This window comes from Mesorhizobium sp. M0478, assembly GCF_040321305.1.
GTDB lineage: Bacteria > Pseudomonadota > Alphaproteobacteria > Rhizobiales > Rhizobiaceae > Mesorhizobium.
Genome location: NZ_JAMYRH010000011.1, coordinates 197746 through 217422, shown reverse-complemented (window position 1 = coordinate 217422; position 19677 = coordinate 197746). Strand labels below are relative to the sequence as shown.

Below are 19677 nucleotides of genomic sequence, written 5' to 3'. Positions count from 1 at the left end.
TGACGTTACACTCCTTCCAAGGCACCTTGCTCTCCTTGCAAAGGGCCGAAAGTGTAACCCATGTCTCCGGAATGAACTGTCACCCATCTCTCGGGAAGGGCACTCTTCGAGCTTCGGGTGGCAGGCCACTCGAAGCTCGTTAGTCGAAGGAGGACTGCCGACGGTTCTATTCGGCGGAGCTGGCAGCACGACATCAGGCCAACTCGCAGCCGTCGGACCTTCTAGGAAAATGTGGCAGCCTGTATGGCTGCCGTATCGCCGAACGTGTTCCTCACCCTAACCGACCTGTAGACGTAGGCGGCCCAGATCCCTGTGACTATGAAGGATGCCAAAGGTGTAACCAGAGCTCCTCCGGCAAGCAAACGGTTTACCGGGACACCCAGAACAGTCGATATCCAAACTGTGTCCAGTACGAATAAGAGAGGGATCGCGAACCACAGACATATGAACAGCTGCGGAAAGCGGTGGCTTCGCCGCAGCATCGAAACAAGCACGACCAGCTGAAGCACCAGAAATGCCAGATTGAGGGCTGCCTCGCCATAGATGGCCAAGGCCCCGTTGGGCACTGTAACAAGCTGTTGGTAGGTTTTGACCAGACTGGCCATATCGACAAGTGTGCGCAACGGCGAAAGGGACAGGCTGATCGCCAGCAGGATCAGCCAGCCGCCGAACCCCACGAGGTCATCTGGGCTCTGTGACGATTTGCGCGACGACCGGACGGCGAAGAAAACCGGCACGCCAATCAGCAACAGAAGTATCGCCCAATGCCACATTTACCCACCCTCGAATACATCCCTGGGTTGTTTAGCTCGCACCTCTGGATTGTGCAAGCGTTTTTACAGAGATCAAGGCATCGTAGAGATTTTCGGGTTTAGGTTTGCAGAGGACGCTTTCGTCGCTCGCAATGGCCGCATCTCACCCCAAGTCAAAATGCCGCGGAAAGGCCTGGTGCAGCAGGAGCAGCATGGTCTTGCGCAGCACGTCGGTGTCGCGGCTGGACGGGTTGAGATGGTCCCAATACCAGGCGCCATGCACCAGATAGTTCAGGCTCTCCGACAGCGTGTCTATGTCGACGCCGGTGTAACCGCCGCTGCGTGAAATCTCGATCAGCAGCTCGCGCGCTTCGGCCGTGTAGGCGAGATCGCTCGGCAGGCCGATTTCATTGTAGATCTGCATGCTCTTGCGGTCGCTGGAAAACACGACGAAGACCGAGACCCATTTCGGATGCTGCCGGGCAAAGCGCTGCGCGCAATCGACCGCGCCCAACACCCGCTCGACCGGCGACAGGCCGGGCGCCCGCACCAGCGTCAGCCACAGCGCGTCATATTGGTCGCTGAGATATTGCAGGACGGCCCGGAACAGGTTCTCCTTGCTGCGAAAATGAAAGACCACCAGTGCGTTGGACGAGCCGACATGCTCGGCAATGCGCTGCATGGTGACGCTGGCCAGCCCCTCCTCCGCGATGAGCTCGATGGTGGCGTCGATGATGCGCTGGACGCTCGCTTCGCCGCGCTCGCGCCGGCGGTCCTTGGGCGCGGCGTCGTTCGCCGCACCCTTGGCCGCCTTGCTTTTTCCCGCATCCGGAGTGGCTATGCGTTGCGCCATTGTCGTCAGGCCTTTCCCCGGCGGCCGAAACATCCCGCCGCTGCCTTGGCATGCCGGCGCCCTGCGGACTCACAGCGCCGGGCGTGTCCCGGCATTCGTGTACCACTGACCACGAGCCGTCTCATAGGCCATACCCGCCCGGAACACGTCAGCGTCGCTATAGGTGCGGCCGACAATCTGGATGCCTGTCGGCACGCCGTTGGCGGCGCGGCCCGACGGGATCGACAGAACCGGGCAGCGGCTCAGCATGTTGAACGGCGTCGTCATCACCCAGCCCAGCGACGGGTTCACCTCTCGTCCATTGATCTCGACCTTGCCTTTGGTCTGATCGAATTCCGCCGGCACTGCGGGAAGCGCATTGGTCGGGCAGATCAGCACGTCGTATTTTTCCAGCAAAGGCCCCAGCGTCAGGTACATCCTGGCCGCCACATCGAGCGTCGCGACAAAATCCGTCGCCTTCGACTTCTGCCCGTCCTGCGCGAACTGCCTGGCATAGCTGGTCATGTCCTTGCCGTGCTTGGCGAGCAGCGGCGACAGCGAGGCGCCGAAGAGATGTTCGAGATAGGCCATGCCGGCCTTGAGCACCTCGTCGCCCCAGCCGAGGTCCACCTCCTCGACAGTGGCGCCGAGCGAGCGGAACACATCGCAGGCGGAGAGCGTGTTTTTGCGCACGTCCGCATCGACCTCGAAGGACCCGAGATCCATGGAGAAAGCGATCTTCCAGCCTTTGATCGGCTTGTAGTCGAGCGGCAGGCGCAGTTTCGGGCGCAGCGTGGCGATGTCGAGCGGGCTCGGTCCGGCCATGACATTCTGCAGCAGGATCGCATCCCCGACGTTTCGGGCCAGCGGCCCGGTGTGGCAGTAGAAATCGAGATTGAACGGCGGCTCATCGGGATTGCGGCCGTAAGGCGGCTTGAAGCCGACGAGGCCGCAGGCCGAGGCAGGGATACGGATTGAGCCTGCAATGTCCGAGCCGGTGGCGATCGACGATGTGCCCGACGCCAGCGTTGCCGCCGAACCACCCGACGAGCCGCCCGGCGTAAAATCCGGATTCCAGGGGTTGCGCGTGACGCCCCAGCGCTTCGACCAGGTATAGCCGGCGCAGCTGAATTCGGGCGTCGCGGTGCGGGCGTGCACGATACCACCCGCCTTCATGACACGCTCGTTCATCGTCGAGGTATGGCCGCCAATGGCATCCTTCGACAGCAGCGAGCCATGCGAGGTCGGCTTGCCCTTGATGTAGCTCTCATCCTTGATGCCGATCGGCAGGCCCTCGAGCGCGCCGGTCCTGGCGCCTCTGGCGTATTTCGCCTCGGCTTTTCCGGCGAGATCCATCGCCTCGTCGAAATGCGTGAAGGTGAGGCAGTTGATCGTCGCCTTGGTTGCCTCGGCGCGGCGGATGGTGGCCTGCATCAGTTCCAGAGGCGACAGTTTCTTCGCCTTGAACAGCCGCAACGCCTCGCTGGCCGGCATGTAGCAAAAGTCGAGATCGGACATAAAAAATCTCCCGCGGCGGCTTTACGGCATCTGGCATTGGGGATGGCCGAGCCGCGATGCGCGGCCCGATGTTGGTCAGCTTCGGCCGGCGGCGCTGCTATTTCTGCAGATCGGTCCAGATCCTGGTGTAGAGCGCCTGGACGTCGGCGGGACAGGCCGACATGAATTGGCCCTTGTCGGCAATTCGGCCGGAACATCCACTTCGGGCGCGCCCTTCATATCGGCCGGCAGGAAGGGCTCGGAGCCCTTGATGCCATTGGCGTAGTGCGCGAAGGCCGAGATCATCGCTGCATTCCTGGGGTCCATGATGAAATTCTGGAAGAGCTTGGCGTTCTCGACGTTCTTGGCATCCTTGAGCACCGCGACATTGTCCATCCAGATTGGAAAGCCCTCCTTGGGATAGCCGTAGACGATCTTGTCGTTCTCCAGCCGCTCGCGCAGCGATATGCCGTTCCAGTTGACGCCGGCGGCAATGTCGCCCCTGCCGAGACCGTCGACGGCCGCATAGTCGAGCGACAGCCATTTCGCTTTCGCCTCGATGAGCTTGTCATGCACCTTTTTCAAAAGCACCTTGTCGTCGGTGCAGTACTTACCGCCCTCATAGGCAATGGCGAGGAACATGATGTCTCCCATTTCGGGCACGACATTGATCTTGCCCGCGAGTTCCGGCGGCGGATCGAGGAAAATCGCCGAGGTGTTCGGATCGCCCGCATAGACCGATTTGTTGACCGAGATGCCGGTCGTGCCCCATTGCCACGGCACCGAATATTTGCGGCCGGGGTCGAACGGCACGTCGACCCATCTCGGATCGACGTTTCTAAAGTTCTCCATCGTGTTGGGATCGGTTTCCAAGAGCAGGCCTTCGCTGATCCAGATCGGCATCACGCTGGCCGATGGAACGACGATGTCATAGCCGGAAGCGCCCTGGCGGACCTTGGCCAGAGCCGTATCGTTGGAGTCGTAGTCGGTGACGGTAACCTTGACCTTGTAGGTTTCCTCGAACTTCTTGATCAGGTCCGGGCTGGTGTAGTTGCCCCAATTGTAGATTTGGAGTTCGCCCTCGGCGCGGGCAATGCCGGTCATCGCCAGCAGCGACAGGCCGAGCGCCGTGGCGGTCGATTTCAACTGCATGCTTGTGTCTCCCATTGTTGGGACCGGCGGGATTGCGCCTCGAGTCCCTAAGTTCCCTTCGTCCTGGTGATCATTCACCGGCGAATGCCGGCTGACCAACTCGGTATCTCGGGCAACGGTATTAATTACTAAACATACAGTCAATATCTTTTAGCGACACAACTGCATCATCGGCACCGGCAGTGCGCCGGCGAAGCCGACATGATATGGTCAAGGTTGGGCCATTGATGAATTGGGGCAAGCCGTGGCGTGAGCGCCGCAGCCTGCAGGGCTTGGATCACGGTCATGCGCCTTTTTCTGGCGGTCGTGCTGCTGATGACCATGGCGCTCTTCTCCGCTGCGCGCGGCGAAGAGCGGATAGCGCTGGTTGTCGCCAATCCGGCCTCTGAGGGCTCACCGGCAATCGCCAACGCCGACCTCAGTGCCGAACTCGTTGCAGCGACACTACGATCGCTTAGCTTCACCGTCCGGCAGGTGTCGGATGGCGACCGCGCCGATGTCGCGCGCGCCATGCATGATTTCGCCCAATCCCTGGCCAATCCGGACTCCGTCGGCATCTTCTACTATGTCGGCCACACCGCGCAGGCCAACGGCAGGAACTATTTACTGACGCGCGGCACCCGGATCGATTCAAAGGAAACGGTCGACCAGACGGCATTGCCCCTCGATCTGTTCATGCAGGCGCTCGAGGCAACCCCGACATTGAAGGTGGTTCTGCTCGACAATCCCGGCGATGGCCACAACCCTACTTCCGGCGTGATGCAGGGTCTGGCTGCGGTCGATCCCCTCACCCACGCCATCGTCGCTCTGTCGGCCAAACCCGGAACCGTTGCACTGGACGAAGCCCGCCCCGTCACCGTATTTGCCGATGCGCTCACCGCTGCGCTGGTCAAGCGCGGCGCGGACATAGCCATCATCCTCGCCTCGGTCAGGCAAACCACTATCGACAAAACGTCAGGCGCCCAGTGGCCATGGATGTCATATGGCCGCTCGGCAGACGCTGCCTTTGTGCTGACGCCGGACCAAGTGGCCGGCGCGGCACCGGCGCTGCCGCTTGTGCCGGAACCGGCACCGCCGGCGATGGCGAGCGGCGGCTACATCTCCCGGAGTGGGGGTTGGCAGCCTGACGGCAGCGACTACGCCGATGACAGCGGTCAGGAGCCCTACCCCATGGACGTTGCACCGGGCTCCGGCAGTCCCGATGCCGCGATGGGCGACAGCGCCAAGGAGGCGGCGCTCTACGAGGAATACAAACGCCAGGAACAGCAGCGCCAATTGCAGGAAGAGCAGGCTCGGCAACGATACGAAGAGGAAAAGCAACGTCTTGAAGACGCGGCTGCGGCCGCTGCCCAGAACAATCTCGGCGGGACCTATCCGCAGGATGGCGAAGCCACCGGCGCCGAACCGCCCCCCGATAAGGCAAGGATCCCCCCTGAGGATGGCATGACATCGGCCCCGCCACCCGCGACCGGCGCCGAAAGTCCGCCGGAGGCGCAGGCGCCACCGAAACCAGCGCCGCCGCCCATCGACCAGGCGCAAAGCCCTCCTTCCGGCGGCGCCCTTCCACACCCCGAGACGGGCGCTGTCGAGGTGGTGCGCCATCCAACCATCGATGCGCCGGATGAGATTGTCGCCGGCGAGACGGTGACCGTTTCGATCGCCCTTACCGAAGAGCAATTCACGCCCGAAGTGAAGGTGAAGGCAGCGCCGGGCTCGTCGGTGACGGAAGATGGCGCCCTGGCCATGGCGATGCCGGCAGGAGCCGAGCAATGGCCGATCGACATCGATCTGTTCGCCTCCGGCTTCGATCTCACCGACGGCGGCAAATCGAGCCGACGGACGACGCTCTACCGCCAGGGCGACAGCGACTTCGTCCGCTTCGACGTCAAGGCGCGGCCGATCGCCAAGAACAGCAAGCCGTCCCAGTTCATCGCACGCATCTACAGCGCCGGGAGGTTCCTCGGATCGGCGTCGCGGTCCGTTGTCATCCGTCGCACAGCGCCTGTCGAGGCAGCCGCTCCGAGCGCCACAGCCGAACGCTCCGCAGCACCTGCCATGCTGATGCTGGCCGCTACACCGCCGCAACCGGCGGTGACAGGCGATGTCACGCTTGGCGGCGCGGGCGGCGATGACGTTCCCGATCTCGACGTGACCATCCTCTATGACGATCCGAGCGGGCTGGGTTCGGGGCAGATCATCATCCATTCGCCGCATCTGGCCGGTCCGGTGACCGATACGTTCTCGACGCCACCTGAGATGGCGGCGTGGCTGGACTCCGAATACCGCCGCCTGCTGCAGCTCGGCCTGAGCTTGCGCGGGGCCGTTTCGCTGCAGCAGCCTGCCGCAAGCAGCGATCCGGGGACGCAAAAGCGCTTTGTCACGCTCGCCGCCGAAGGTTTTGGCGATGCGCTCTACCGCGACTATGTGCCGAAAGCGTTCAAGGACGTGTTCTGGTCGCTGCGCGGCAAAGGCGAACTGCATTCGATCCAGATCACCTCGAACAGCCCGACGCTGCCCTGGGAATTGATCCGCCCGCGCAGCGCCGACGGCGCAACCGCCGACGGTTTTCTCGGCATGGGCTACCGGCTGGCCCGCTGGGCTCCGCGCAGCAGTGCCTCACAGGTCGACAACCCGCTCGACCGCATGACCTTCACCGGCGTCGCGGCCGTCGCGCCCTCCTATGTCGACAAGCAGTCGCTGCGCTTTCAGCAGGACGAGATCGCGGCACTGAGCAAGCTTGCCGGCTACCGCCGCTTCGATGGCGATTTCATCTCTTTCGAGAAACTGGTCGGCGAAGTCTCGACCGGTTTCATTCATTTCTCCGGCCATGGCGAGGTCAACAAGCCGAGCAGCGGCCGGCCGGTCTTTGCCATCGATCTCGTCGATCAGTCGCTCGACCCGGATACATGGGCTGCGTTGGTCGCGACCGCGCATGGCAAGGGCAATCCGTTCTACTTCTTCAACGCCTGCGACACAGGCCGTTCCCAGATGCTCGGCGGCTTCGTGCAGGGCTGGGGTCCGGCGGTGTTGGCGGGCGGCGCTTCCGGCTTCATCGGCGGCATGTGGCCACTGACCGACCGCGCGGCAGCGGCCTTCTCGACCGATTTCTATGGCGGCATCAGCACGCGGATCAAGGACGGGCCGGTCTATCTGGCCGAGATCCTGCAGGATGTCCGCAGAGAATTCTACCAGACCGGCGATCCGACCTATCTCGCCTACACATTCTACGGCAACGCCAATCTTCAGATCGTCGCGCAGTGAGCGATGGATCGTCGTTGGCAGATTGGCTTCAGCCTACAACGCGTTTTGGGGGCATGGCACGCCAGCGCCGCCGCAGCGTGAGGCCATCGGCCTGGAGCTCATGTCTTCGGACTGCCGCACAAGCTCCGCAAAGAGAAGGGCGAAACTTCCCATCACAAGGAAGACGATAATCAGGCGTGTCACCGGCAATAGACAGGTCTCGACTGGCTAGCCCCCAGCCACCCATCCTCTGTCGGCTAACATGATCGATCAGGCTTTACGAGTGTTTAAGCTCGCTCTTAACCATAACATTCGCCGTTCCGGCGACATGAAGCGCGAGCCGCCGATTTCGTTTCGCCGCGGCCGCAACTGCGCCGGACGATGCCTCCCTTTGCAGATGCGCTTGCCCATGCTACCCCACGCAACCGCCGCCGACCGCCATCGGCCGACCGCCATCGGAATGTCATGAGCAAAGCCAATCTCGCCTTCGTCTCCTCCGACACTGCCGATGCCAAGGCGGCGATGGAGAGCCTGTCGGCCCGCTATGGCCAGGCATCCTTCGACGACGCCCAGGTGGTGGTGGCGCTGGGTGGCGACGGCTTCCTGCTGCAGACCTTGCGCGACACGATGAGCACGGGAAAGAAGGTCTACGGCATGAACCGTGGCACCATCGGCTTCCTAATGAACGAGTACCGCGTCGGCGGCCTCACCGAGCGCATTGCTGCCGCGGTCGCCGAAACGATCCGCCCGCTGGAAATGCTGGCGGTGACGCATGAGGGTGAGACGGTTTCGGCACTCGCCATCAACGAGGTGGCGCTGTGGCGTCAGTCCTACCAGACGGCAAAGATCCGCATCACCGTCGACGAGCAGGTCCGCATCGAGGAACTGAACTGCGACGGCGTGATGATCGCGACGCCGGCCGGCTCCACCGCGTACAATCTTTCGGCGCACGGGCCGATCCTGCCGCTGGATGCGCCGTTGCTCGCGCTGACCCCGGTCAGCCCGTTCCGGCCGCGCCGTTGGCGGGGTGCCTTGTTGTCAAACAAGGCGACCGTACGCTTCGATATTCTGGAGTCGGAAAAGCGCCCGGTGAACACCGCCGCCGACCACACCGAGGTCAAGGCGGTGGCTTCCGTAACGGTCCGCGAATCGCCGACTGCGACGGCAACGCTGCTGTTTGATCCCAACCATTCGTGGAACGAACGCATTCTCGCCGAGCAGTTTCGCTATTGAGCCGGCGCAAAGAGTGACTACCTAATTAAGCATCGCGATTAAGCTTACGTTTTCACAATCGTGCCAATCCCGCCCGTTTCTGTTGACAAATCGCGGGCTTGCGCCTAATCGCAATACCAATCTTGCAGGCACGCTGTGCTTGCCGCGACGGATGCCGTTGCGCTTCCCCGAACCAGCCAAAGACAGCAACTCTTGTCCTCAGACACCACGACCGCTCTAGAAGCGTTGACCTTTTCAGACCTCGGCCTGTCGCCCAAGGTCCTTTCCGCAGTCACCGATGCGGGCTACACCGTGCCGACGCCGATCCAGGCTGGCGCCATCCCGCATGCCTTGCTCGGCAAGGATATTCTGGGCATAGCACAGACCGGCACCGGCAAGACGGCTTCCTTCGTGCTGCCGATGCTGACCCGCCTCGAAAAAGGCAGGGCCCGTGCCCGCATGCCGCGCACGCTGATCCTCGAGCCGACGCGCGAGCTCGCCGCGCAGGTCGAAGAGAATTTCATCAGATACGGCAAGAACCACAAGCTCAACATCGCGCTGCTGATCGGCGGCGTCTCCTTCGACGAGCAGGACAAGAAGCTGGAGCGCGGCGCCGACGTGCTGATCGCCACGCCCGGCCGTCTGCTCGATCACCGCGAGCGCGGCAAGCTGTTGCTCAACGGCGTCGAGATCCTCGTCATCGACGAGGCCGACCGCATGCTGGACATGGGCTTCATCCCCGACATCGAGCGCATCTGCGAGATGATCCCGTTCACCAGGCAGACGCTGTTCTTCTCAGCGACCATGCCGCCGGAGATCACCAAGCTCACCGAGAAGTTCCTGCATGCGCCGGTGCGCGTCGAGGTTTCCAAGGCGGCATCCGCTGCCACCAACATCATCCAGCGCCTGGTCAAGTCCGGCTCCAAGCCGTGGGACAAGCGCGAGACGCTTCGCAATCTGATAAAGGCCGAAGACGCCGAGCTGAAGAACGCTATCATTTTCTGCAACCGCAAGGTCGAGGTCGCGGAGCTGTTCCGCTCGCTGCTGAAGTATGATTTCGACGCCGGCGCCCTGCATGGCGACATGGACCAGCGCGCCCGCATGCAGATGCTGGCCAATTTCCGCGATGGCAAATTGCGCTATCTCGTGGCGTCCGACGTCGCCGCGCGCGGCCTCGACATTCCCGACGTCAGCCACGTCTTCAACTACGACGTGCCGATCCACGCCGAAGACTATGTCCACCGCATCGGCCGCACCGGCCGCGCCGGACGCTCGGGCAAATCCTTCACCATCGCCACCAAGTCCGACACCAAATACATCGACGCCATCGAGCGGCTGATCGGCAACAAGATCGAGTGGCATGACGGCGACCTGTCGACCGTGGTCGCCAGCGAAGGCGGCGAGGACGAAGCGCCCCGCCGTGGCCGTGGCGCTCCGCGCCGCGCCGGCCGCAAGGACGAGGACCGCAAGGCCCATGATCGCAAGGAGGGTGGCGAGCGCAAGCCGCGCGAACGCCATGCCAAGCGCAGCGACGACGCGCCAGCGGCAGATGCCGCGCGCGAGGAACAGCCGGTGGTAGCCGAGGCCGCGGTCGCCGACATCGGCGAACGGCATCAGCGCAAGGAAGCGATCCGCTCCGAAAACAGCGACCGCAAGGTCTCCGATCGCAACAACGAGAACCGCGCCCCGGAACGCGGCGACACAAGGCCGCAGCGCGCCAGCAACAGCCGCCCTGCCCGCGGCAACAACCGCGGTGAAGACAATGACGGCACCGTCGGCTTCGGCGACGACATGCCGGCCTTCATGAAGATCGTCGCCAAGGTCTGATTCCATGAGCCGCGGCGTCCCGAGGACGCGCGGCTTTCCTGGACGCGATTGGGATGCGAGATCTGGAGCCCGCTCAGGATCAATCAGCGCCATGCGCGGTAATCGCAAGACAGGCTCGATCTGCCCGATCTCTTCCGGCCTGGAGCGCTTCAAATACCCGTCGATGCTACAGGCTTTTGAGTTCCAGGCGGGATGCCAATAAATCCAGAAATGCCCGAACCTTGGCCGAAGATGACCGGCCTTCCTGCCACAAGGCATGGATCGGCACCGGTGCCGGCTCGAATTCCGTCAAAACCAGTTCGACGAGACCGTCGTCGACCAAATGTCTTATCTGCCACAGAGGCGAGAAGCCCAAACCCAGTCCGTGGATTGCGGCGGCATAGACCGAGGTCATCAGATTGGAGCGAAAAGCGCCTGCGACCTTCACGGTCCGGGGTTTCCCGTCGATCTGAAACGTCCATTCACCTGGACGCTCGTTAGCGGTTCTGATGATGCAACTGTGCTCACTCAGCTGGAAGGGATGGGCCGGCCGGTCGCACCGCGCGAAATAGGAAGGCGCGCCGAACACAACGCGCCGCAACGCTCCCAGGCGTTTGGCTTTCAAGTTGGAATCCGGCAAATCGCCGATGCGTATTGCCAGGTCGAGACCTTCGGCGCCAAGATCGGCAAATCCATCGGAAAGTTGAAGATCGACCTCGACCCGGGGAAATGTCCGCATGTATTCCGCGATGACAGGCATCAGGACGTTCGGGCCAAACAGAACCGGCGCCCCGATGCGCAGGACGCCTGCCGGCTCCGATCGTTGATTGATCGCCTGAAGTCTTGCGTCGTTTATTTCGTCGACCGCGGGTTTGATCCGGTTGAAAAAGGCTGCTCCGACTTCACTTGGTGTCGAGCGACGCGTTGTCCTGTGGATCAGCTCGACGCCGACTGATTGCTCCAGTGCCGCCAGGGACCGGCTGACCGACTGCAGCGAGCGGTTCAGCCGATGTGCGGCAGTCGTCAGACTTCCATGCTCGACGATCGCGATGAAAGCCTCGAAATCGTCCATCCGGCTCATGCATTCTCCCGACATTCGACATAATATATCGCAAAAACGGGTAATTGTAACGACAATTGCGACGTCGTACCTCTCTGCAAGTTGTCCCGCGAGGACAGGCTTGATGGAAGGAAATCGTCATGCAAGTAGCCAATCCAACTGTTCTGGTTGTTGGTGCCACAGGCCGAGTTGCGGGACTTGTCGTGCCTGAACTTGTCCGCCGCAATGCCAATGTTCGAGCGCTCGTTCGCGACCCTGCGAATGCCGAAAAGGCCCGGAAGGTGGGGGCATCCGAGGTTGCGACAGGAGATTTGCGAAATCGTCAGAGCCTCGAAAGGGCGGTCGCGGGCGTCGACGGCGTCTTTCACATTGGGCCGGCTTTTGCTCCCGATGAAGCAGCCATGGGCGTTGCCATGGTTGAGGCCGCCACGCGAGCAGGAGTTCGAAAGTTCGTCTTCTCGTCGGTGATCCAGCCTACCAATACGCGACTGAAGAACCATGCCAGCAAGGTGCCTGTCGAGGCTGCTCTCTACTCGACGACGATGGAATATACGATTCTGCACCCTGCCAATTTCATGCAGAACCTCGCAGCGGCCTGGCCGTCCGTCGTTGAACATGGTGTTTTCTCGGAACCGTTTCCAAAGACGGCGAAGCTGGCCCGCGTCGACTACCGCGATGTCGCTGAGGTGGCGGCGATCGCCCTAACCGAAGCGCGATTGTCCTACGCGACCCTCGATCTGTGCGCTGACGGCATGCACAACCGGGAAGACATCGTTGCGATGATGAGTGAGGAACTTGGCAGACCCATCTCTTCTGGTGAGCCGACATTTGGCGAGTGGGCGGCCGAGGCACGCCTTCCCTACAATGACCGCCAAATGCAGGTGCTGGCCAAAATATACGCCCACTATGCCCACTATGGCCTTGGCGGAAACAGTCTGACATTGCGCGCCGCCCTGGGCCGCGAACCGCGTTCGTTGCGCGGCTTTATTCGAAACCTTGCCCAGCAAATGGCGCAGGCCGCCTGACTGCGCCCAGCCGCGCATACTTCCACTTTTCGAGAAGGAGATAGGTGATGCGACCGTCATCCCACAAGGTTTTGAAATCGAGGAAGCTACCGGCCTCCTACAATGCGCTGGTAATGCCATTCGTACTTTCCATCCTGATGTCGTGCATTGTTTCCGCGGTAGCGACGCTGATCAATGCGGGCTGGACAACCGGTTTCGTGGCGACCTGGCCGTATGCATGGGGAGCATCATGGCTAGTGGGCTTTCCAAGTCTGCTGCTGGTCTTGCCGATCGTGCGCCGTATCGTTGCGGCAATTGTCGATCAGCCGACCTCGTAGGCCTTGATTACGGAGTCCGACATGCCAAACAAGAACGGCCCTTGCGGGCCGCTTTTACCTTCGACTGACGGCTCGCAGCGCCATTGTCGACTTCCGCGACCAGATACCTGTCTTCATGCGGGCAGCCTTCATGCGCGCCGGCCCTCATGCCGATCGTCGTCCGAGCCTGACTCCCGAGCGCTCTCAAATGCAGCCGGCCAGCTTGCACTCTTGGCACGCTCCTATCCTGGCCCGTCCGTCACATCGGGCCGGGCATCATCTTGGTCGGGTTTTCCAGCATCGGAAACTCTGCCTTGCTGCATTTCACGTTCGGGTTGGTCGGACTGAACATGCCGTTCGGATTGTCTCTGAACAGCCAGGCATGAAGGTCGTAGTGGACGAACTCCCTCGGAATGAGCGGATAGTGCCCTTCCATCGGTCCCATGAAGGTCTGGCCAAATAGTTTTGGAGGTTCCTTGGTGTCTGGCGTCAGGGGCACCAGCCATTCCACGCCAACCAATTTCAAGCCTTTCTTGGTCGGCTCGTAGATCAGCACATTGGGGCGCATCGGATCGAGTTTCTGACCGACACTCGGGACGTTGACGAAATGGATGCCCATAGCGCCCTTCGGATAGTCCATTGCGCCCTCGATCCTGTCCCCGCTGTAATAGACGCACCCGACAGTCGACAGATAAAGGTCGCGGACGGCGACCGTGTAGTCTTCATATTTGGCGAGCGATTTCTTCAACGCTTCGATGTCGGCTTTGTTGGCGTCCTCGGCTCGAGCCGTGGCCGCCGCGCACCAAGCAGAGACCAGACCTGTCAAAATGAGGACGCCGCAACGCCCAAGACGAGCTGTTCTTGTCATGCATTCCTCCCAGATTTCCTTATCTGGCCGTGCAGGACCGGGGCCGACTAAGTGACTGCGCGGCCGTTTGTACCGCCCCATCCCCTCTGGAACCGCACCAATGCTAATCCCTTCCAAGGCCTCCGGAAAGGGATTATTAGAAATCTCTAATGCGTTAGACCTTTTGGCGGACCACAGGAGCCCAAAAAGAAAGCGGCCCTTGCGGGGCCGCCTTCGCATTTCGATGCCGAACAATTCAGGTCAGCGGCGAAAGCTGGATCTCGACGCGCCGGTTCTGCGCACGGCCGGCCGCCGTTCCATTGGACGCGATCGGACGGGTCTTGCCGAAACCGGTGACGGCGAAGCGGCGCGAATCGACACCTTGGCCCGAGAGATAGTTGGCGACCGCCAATGCACGGCGCTGCGACAGATCGAAATTGTGTTCGTCGCCGCCGGTCGAATCGGTATGGCCGAACACATCGACCGTGGTCTGCTTGAACTTCTTCAGCACCAGCGCAACCGAGTTCAGCACCTGGTAGAAGCCAGGCTTCACCGCATCCTGGTCGACGTTGAAAGTAATGTCGGACGGCATGTTGAGGATGATCTGGTCGCCGGTGCGGGTGACGCTGACGCCGGTGCCTTCGAGCTGGCGGCGCAGTTCAGCCTCGTTCTGGTCCATGGTCGCGCCGATGGCGCCGCCGGCCAGCGCGCCGATACCGGCGCCGATCAGCGCGTTGCGGCGGTCATTGCCGCCGGCAAGCAGGCCGAGGCCCGCGCCCGCCAGGGCGCCAAGGCCGGCGCCGGCTGCGGTGTTCGAAACCTTCTGCTCCCCGGTGTACGGATCGGTCGTGGTGCAGGCACTCACCAGCACAGCCGTCGCAACGGCGACGAGCACAGTCTTTTTCATAAGGATCGTCCCTCTCCAAAGCGCGGCCTTTGCGGCTCGCGCATATAAGCCCTTCTCCGGTCTTGTAACATGAAATGCGGCGAAAAACCGAGCGGCGAAAGCGGCTTCTCCCCGCTCGCGCCACACTTCCGCTTCGGTGGCTGGTGCTGGCCTACCAGAGGTTCTTGCCGTCAATGACGACCACCTCGACCTTGTCGAGGTCGAAATCGTCGAACAGCCGCGAATTGACTGAGATCTTGGGATTGTCGAAGTCCGGTTTTCCGGTCGACCAGTCCGGCGTTTCGGTGAAGGTGCCGCAGCCGCAAATGGCGCAAAACCCGTGTTTGACGGTCTTCGATCCCCATTGATAGAAGGAAACGTTTTCCGGCGAGCTGGTGAGCTTGAATTGCGACGGAACGTAGTAAGCCCACAGCGAACCGCGCTTGGAGCAGAACGAGCAGGTGCATTGTGTTACCGTCTCGGGCGCCTGCGAAACCTCGAACGTCGTCGCCTTGCAATGACAGCTGGCCTTGATGGTCATGAAAAGCTTTCCTCTCCGTTGCCCGCCACCCATGCGGCAAGGCACCATAAAGGAAGGCTCCTGACAACTGTCTGTCAGCAGGCTCCGGTCGATCGAGCCGAGCGGCGCTCTGGCTGAAGCAGGCCCGTCGTCACCTCCCAATCGTCGTCACCTGCCGATATAGGCGGCCAGTTCGTCCGGCGTCCCGTTTGGGAAAGCCTGTTTCAGAAAATCCAGGAACGCCGACACGCGCGCGCTGAGCAGCCGCCGGGAGGGGTAGAGCGTCCATAGAGAAATTTCGGGGCCGTCAATATCCCCCCAATTCACCAGTGTGCCGTCAGCCAGGTCGTGGGCCACCAACGAAATGGGAAGCCGTCCTGCGCCGATGCCGGCTCGCACCGCATCCCGGACCATGATGAGCGTCGACAAGGCGAGGACCGGCTCGATTCTAAGTGTTGCCCGGCCACCTGGTGTCTTCACCTGCCATGTTTGCCGCTCGCCTGTCCCGCGCGCAACGCCAGGAGCGGCGAGCCCATCGGCCGGGCGAGGAAGGTCCGGGCTCGCCACAACGACCAGGCGGTCGCGGAGAAACGCCCGTCCGACCAGGCTTTCATCGGGATCCGGATTGACCCGGATTACCAGATCGTAGCCTTCCTCGATCATGTCGACATGCCGGTCTTCGGTGGTCACTTCAAGCCTCACCTCAGGATACCTCAGGGCAAATCCCGCGGCGATCCTCCCCATTGCAGTCTGCGAAAAATGCAAAGGCGCGCTGATCCGCAATCTGCCCTTGGGTCTCTGGCCGCCCGAGGCAATCGCCGATGCCGTCTCGTCCAGCTCGGCAAGCAACGCCCCCGTCCGCTCGAAGAGCGCCCGTCCTTCTTCGGTCAGCTTCAGGTTACGCGCACCCCGTTCGAACAGACGCAGATCGAGACTGCTTTCCAATTCGCCAACGCGCCGGGACAATGTTGCCTTGGGCCGGCCGGTGGACCTTGCCGCTTTGCCGAAGCCGCCATGGCGAGCCACGAGGTTAAAATCGGCAAGGGCTAAAAGATCCATGACTGTCCCACCAGTGAGACGACGTGTCTAAAATTGCCGTCTACTGGGCTCTTTGTGAGCCACACATATTGGGGCTGTCAAGCAACCCAACAGGAGAAATTCCATGACCATTCTCGTTACCGGCGCCACCGGCAATATCGGCCGCCAAGTCGTCGAACAGCTCGCCAAGCGCGGCGCCGATGTGCGTGCTCTCGTGCGCGATCCGTCGAAAACCAGTTTTCCGGCAGGCGTATCCGTCGTGCAAGGCGACTTTCTCGATGTCGATTCGCTGCGCAAAGCCATGTCTGGCGTTTCCACGCTGTTCCTCTTGAACGCCGTGGTGCCGGACGAATTCACCCAGGCTTTGATCGCCTTGAATGTCGCCCGATCGGCCGGCATCGAGCGGATCGTCTATCTCTCGGTGATCCACGCTGACGTCTATGTGAACGTGCCGCATTTCGCGGGCAAGTTCGGCGTGGAGCGAATGATCGAACAGATGGACTTCAAAGCTACGATCTTGCGCCCGGCCTACTTCATCCAGAACGATCTGACGGTCGAAGACGTCATCACCGGCTACGGCACCTACCCAATGCCGATCGGCCCCAAGGGTCTCGCCATGATCGATGCCCGCGATATCGCCGAGATCGCCGCTCTTGAGCTGCTGCGTCGCGAACGGTCCAAGGAGCCGCTTGCGTTCGAGAGGATCAACCTCGTCGGTCCGCAGACACTGACCGGGACGGACATTGCCGCAATCTGGTCAGACGTACTCGCCCGCCCGATCAGCTACAGCGGCGACAATACGGAGGGTTTTGAGCAAAATCTCAAGCAGTTCCTGCCCGCCTGGATGGCCTACGACATGCGCCTGATGGGCGAGCGTTTCTTTACCGACGGGATGCTGCCCGAGACCGGCGACGTCGAGCGCCTGACGGCACTTCTGGGTCGCCCACTGCGGCCGTATCGCGACTTCGCCTCAGCACTCGCTGCTTCCGTCTGACGCAAGCGCCTTCAGCACCAAGGCCGGCCTTCCGATGAGAACTGCCAACAGAACTCAGTAGGAACGCGGTGGCACGAACAGGCAGATCGTCTTGCCTGCGTCGAGGCCGGCCTGGTGCGCGCACCAGTGGAAATCGCCGTCGGGTGAGTCCTTGACCCGCTTGTCGCTCATCGGCACGACCTCCCCCGTTCCGGCGATGACATAGCCCTCCGGCTTTTCCAGCACCTCGCCGGTATGGGTGGTACGGCAGTCGTAGTTTGCGCAGCAGGCGAAGGGATAACTCCAGCCTTGCGGCTTCGCCGCCGTAGGCTTGGCGTCATGGGCGAAGGCGGGTGCGGTCAGCACCGCAGCAAGCATCGCGATTGCAAAGATCGCGGTCACGAACAAGGAAAACAGGAGTCGGCCAGCCGGTTGAACGGCTCTGGCCGATCGGAGAGTGGCAGCAGACATGGAAGCGTTCCTTTCAAACGAGCATCAAGCGTTTCGCTTGCCCGTTCCCGGAACGTGTCTTCCCAGTGGCCGGATCGTCAGGTCGCAGATATGCCGCGTCCGGCCATAAATGCTTTTTCTCTTCCAGCCCTCGGATGCTGGGCTGATTCCTTGGCCGGCGCAAGAAGTTGCTGCGCGAGGCCGCACATCTACGCCGCTATCTGCAACCGCTGACGAGATCCAAGGCCAGGCTCAACTCCCGGCAGACGGGCAACGAAACAACGGGATTGGCCGTATGTGGTTCCAGCCTATACGTCGCCTGGACCGGCGATCACATGCCCTTCATATTTCGGCAAGTCGTCGGCGATGGTGAACCATGGCGCTTTGGAGCCGACGAAGATGTGCGCGGTCGGCCGGATCGTCGGATCGTCGACCAGCGTGCCCATGGCGACATGGACATAGGCGCCGTCGCGGACCAGCGAATACAGCAACGAGCCGCAGCGGCTGCAATGCGCATCGTGGCCGCTGTCATCGCCGAAATGGATGAGCCCGTGATGCCCTTCGGCAAGGGCAAGTTTCTCGCGCTCGATGCCGGCGAAGGGCTTGAAGGCGGAACCTGTGGTGCGCCGGCAGTTCGAACAATGGCAGTTGGCGGCATAGACGAACTCGTCCGCCACTTCATACTGGACCGCGCCGCAAAAGCATTTGCCGGTGAGCCTGCGAGTCATGGTTCCTCCTTCGCTCCCCCGCCCAGGGATGTTCTTATTCAAGTCAGCCGAGTCGAAAGTGGCGGAAGCGCAGGAATCAGCCATTCGCAGGCCGGCCTCACCTGAATATGGACATATCTAGTCGAGGTCGGCCACGGCTTCACCGGCACCGCCCTCGATGCGCTGCGACAACGAAGCTTCCATGAAGTCGTCGAGGTCGCCGTCGAGCACGCTCGACGGGCTGGTGCTCTCGACGCCGGTGCGCAGGTCCTTCACCAACTGGTAGGGCTGCAGCACATAGGAACGGATCTGGTGACCCCAGCCGATGTCGCTCTTCGACGCTTCTGTGGCATTGGCCACCGCTTCGCGCTTCTTCAGCTCTTCCTCGTAAAGGCGCGAGCGCAGCATTTCCCAGGCCTTCGCCTTGTTCTTGTGCTGCGAGCGTTCGGCCTGGCAGGCAACCGCGATGCCGGTGGCGATATGGGTGATGCGAACCGCCGAGTCCGTGGTGTTGACGTGCTGGCCGCCCGAACCGGATGAGCGGTAGGTGTCGATGCGTACATCCGATTCCGAGACGTCGATCTCGATCCTGTCATCGACGACCGGGTAGACCCAGACGCTGGAGAAGGACGTGTGGCGGCGCGCATTGCTGTCATAGGGTGAAATGCGGACCAGGCGATGAACGCCCGACTCGGTCTTCAGCCAGCCATAGGCATTGTGGCCCTTGATCAGGAGCGTGGCGGACTTGATGCCGGCTTCTTCGCCGTCATGGACTTCCAGCACCTCGACTTTGAAGCGACGCCGCTCGGCCCAGCGCGTATACATGCGCAAAAGCATCGAGGCCCAGTCCTGGCTCTCGGTGCCACCGGCGCCGGCATGGACTTCGAGATAGGTGTCGTTGGCGTCTGCCTCGCCCGACAGCAGCGTCTCGACCTGGCGGGCCTTGGCCTCGCCCTGCATCGAGCGGAGGGCCGCTTCCGCCTCGGCGATCACGCTCTGGTCGCCCTCTTCCTCACCCAGTTCGATCAGGCCGATATTGTCTTCCAGCGCCTGGGTCAGGCTTTTGACGCCGGCGATCCCGTCTTCGAGGCCCTGGCGCTCGCGCATCAGCTTCTGCGCTTCCAGCGGATCATTCCAGAGGCTGGAATCCTCGGCGCGCACGTTCAGGTATTCAAGCCGTTTTATGGCCTGATCCCAGTCAAAGATGCCTCCTCAGCAGGGTGATCGCCTGCCTGATCTCGTCGACAATGTTCTGCGTTTCCGCGCGCATGGCTGGTTGTTCTGTCCTGTTTTTGAAGTGGCGCTTGGGTCGGCGCGATACATAGGCACGGCATTGCTGCCTGTAAAGCGAAATGGGCCGGCTCAACAAGCCAGCCCATTCAGC

17 protein-coding genes and 1 pseudogene are annotated in these 19677 nt (G+C 61.8%); 6 read left to right on the top strand and 12 right to left on the bottom strand.

Features of this window, described 5'->3' with window-relative positions:
• Positions 1-221: 221 nt before the first annotated feature.
• The 4 genes and pseudogenes from NKI64_RS24320 to NKI64_RS24305 form a co-directional block, all read right to left on the bottom strand.
• Entirely contained in the window at positions 222-773 is a 552-nt protein-coding gene (locus NKI64_RS24320; RefSeq protein ID WP_023688401.1) for a DUF2569 family protein, read from the bottom strand.
• Positions 774-915: 142 nt separating this feature from the next.
• On the bottom strand, positions 916-1605 hold the full coding sequence (locus NKI64_RS24315) for a TetR/AcrR family transcriptional regulator (protein WP_023688400.1): 690 nt from the start codon (positions 1603-1605) through the stop codon (positions 916-918).
• Between the two features lie 69 nt (positions 1606-1674).
• Positions 1675-3102: an amidase gene (locus tag NKI64_RS24310; protein WP_352670525.1), complete on the bottom strand. Its 1428-nt coding sequence runs from the start codon at positions 3100-3102 to the stop codon at positions 1675-1677.
• Positions 3103-3199: 97 nt separating this feature from the next.
• Positions 3200-4233: pseudogene (locus tag NKI64_RS24305) on the bottom strand (extracellular solute-binding protein).
• 285 nt (positions 4234-4518) lie between these two features.
• Here NKI64_RS24305 and NKI64_RS24300 point away from each other — a divergent pair.
• The 3 genes from NKI64_RS24300 to NKI64_RS24290 all read left to right on the top strand — a co-directional run bounded on the left by NKI64_RS24300 (position 4519) and on the right by NKI64_RS24290 (position 10512).
• Positions 4519-7494 (top strand): caspase family protein, encoded by a 2976-nt coding sequence (locus NKI64_RS24300; protein WP_352670523.1) that lies wholly within the window; start codon positions 4519-4521, stop codon positions 7492-7494.
• Positions 7495-7938: 444 nt separating this feature from the next.
• Positions 7939-8706 (top strand): NAD kinase, encoded by a 768-nt coding sequence (locus NKI64_RS24295; RefSeq protein WP_023667464.1) that lies wholly within the window; start codon positions 7939-7941, stop codon positions 8704-8706.
• A 192-nt stretch (positions 8707-8898) separates the two neighbouring features.
• Complete coding sequence (locus tag NKI64_RS24290; protein ID WP_031196539.1) at positions 8899-10512, top strand: DEAD/DEAH box helicase; 1614 nt, start codon at positions 8899-8901, stop codon at positions 10510-10512.
• A gap of 166 nt (positions 10513-10678) precedes the next feature.
• Here NKI64_RS24290 and NKI64_RS24285 read toward each other — a convergent pair whose 3' ends face one another.
• Positions 10679-11572, bottom strand: coding sequence for a LysR family transcriptional regulator (locus NKI64_RS24285; protein ID WP_023691233.1), 894 nt, complete (start codon positions 11570-11572; stop codon positions 10679-10681).
• Positions 11573-11691: 119 nt separating this feature from the next.
• On the opposite strand from NKI64_RS24285, the gene NKI64_RS24280 reads away from it, so the two are divergent.
• Together NKI64_RS24280 and NKI64_RS24275 are read left to right on the top strand one after the other, a co-directional pair.
• Positions 11692-12576 carry an NmrA/HSCARG family protein gene (locus NKI64_RS24280; protein ID WP_352670520.1) on the top strand — a complete coding sequence of 295 codons (885 nt, stop codon included), beginning with the start codon at positions 11692-11694 and terminating at the stop codon, positions 12574-12576.
• A 47-nt stretch (positions 12577-12623) separates the two neighbouring features.
• Positions 12624-12893, top strand: coding sequence for a DUF2798 domain-containing protein (locus tag NKI64_RS24275; RefSeq protein WP_023667468.1), 270 nt, complete (start codon positions 12624-12626; stop codon positions 12891-12893).
• Between the two features lie 238 nt (positions 12894-13131).
• Here the strand turns inward: NKI64_RS24275 and NKI64_RS24270 are convergent, their stop codons facing one another.
• From NKI64_RS24270 to NKI64_RS24255, 4 genes are all read right to left on the bottom strand, one after another.
• Positions 13132-13740 carry a hypothetical protein gene (locus NKI64_RS24270; RefSeq protein ID WP_023691231.1) on the bottom strand — a complete coding sequence of 203 codons (609 nt, stop codon included), beginning with the start codon at positions 13738-13740 and terminating at the stop codon, positions 13132-13134.
• 235 nt (positions 13741-13975) lie between these two features.
• Entirely contained in the window at positions 13976-14626 is a 651-nt protein-coding gene (locus NKI64_RS24265) for a YiaD family glycine zipper/OmpA-like lipoprotein (RefSeq protein WP_023667470.1), read from the bottom strand.
• Between the two features lie 151 nt (positions 14627-14777).
• The gene (locus tag NKI64_RS24260) at positions 14778-15146 is read right to left on the bottom strand and encodes a GFA family protein (RefSeq protein ID WP_023667471.1); all 369 of its coding nucleotides are present in this window, start codon (positions 15144-15146) and stop codon (positions 14778-14780) included.
• A gap of 147 nt (positions 15147-15293) precedes the next feature.
• Positions 15294-16184, bottom strand: a complete 891-nt coding sequence (locus NKI64_RS24255) for a LysR family transcriptional regulator (RefSeq protein ID WP_023681487.1) — start codon at positions 16182-16184, stop codon at positions 15294-15296.
• Between the two features lie 103 nt (positions 16185-16287).
• On the opposite strand from NKI64_RS24255, the gene NKI64_RS24250 reads away from it, so the two are divergent.
• Positions 16288-17157 (top strand): NmrA/HSCARG family protein, encoded by an 870-nt coding sequence (locus tag NKI64_RS24250; protein ID WP_023667473.1) that lies wholly within the window; start codon positions 16288-16290, stop codon positions 17155-17157.
• 54 nt (positions 17158-17211) lie between these two features.
• Here NKI64_RS24250 and NKI64_RS24245 read toward each other — a convergent pair whose 3' ends face one another.
• The 3 genes from NKI64_RS24245 to prfB all read right to left on the bottom strand — a co-directional run bounded on the left by NKI64_RS24245 (position 17212) and on the right by prfB (position 19563).
• A complete protein-coding gene (locus NKI64_RS24245) occupies positions 17212-17607 on the bottom strand; it encodes a hypothetical protein (RefSeq protein WP_352670515.1) in 396 nt (131 codons plus the stop codon).
• A gap of 287 nt (positions 17608-17894) precedes the next feature.
• A complete protein-coding gene (locus tag NKI64_RS24240; RefSeq protein WP_352520419.1) occupies positions 17895-18314 on the bottom strand; it encodes a GFA family protein in 420 nt (139 codons plus the stop codon).
• 117 nt (positions 18315-18431) lie between these two features.
• A protein-coding gene (gene prfB / locus NKI64_RS24235; protein WP_155922402.1) for a peptide chain release factor 2 occupies positions 18432-19563 on the bottom strand; the annotation gives its coding sequence in 2 pieces (ribosomal slippage) (positions 18432-19496 and positions 19498-19563; 1131 coding nt in all).
• Between the last annotated feature and the right edge of the window lie 114 nt (positions 19564-19677).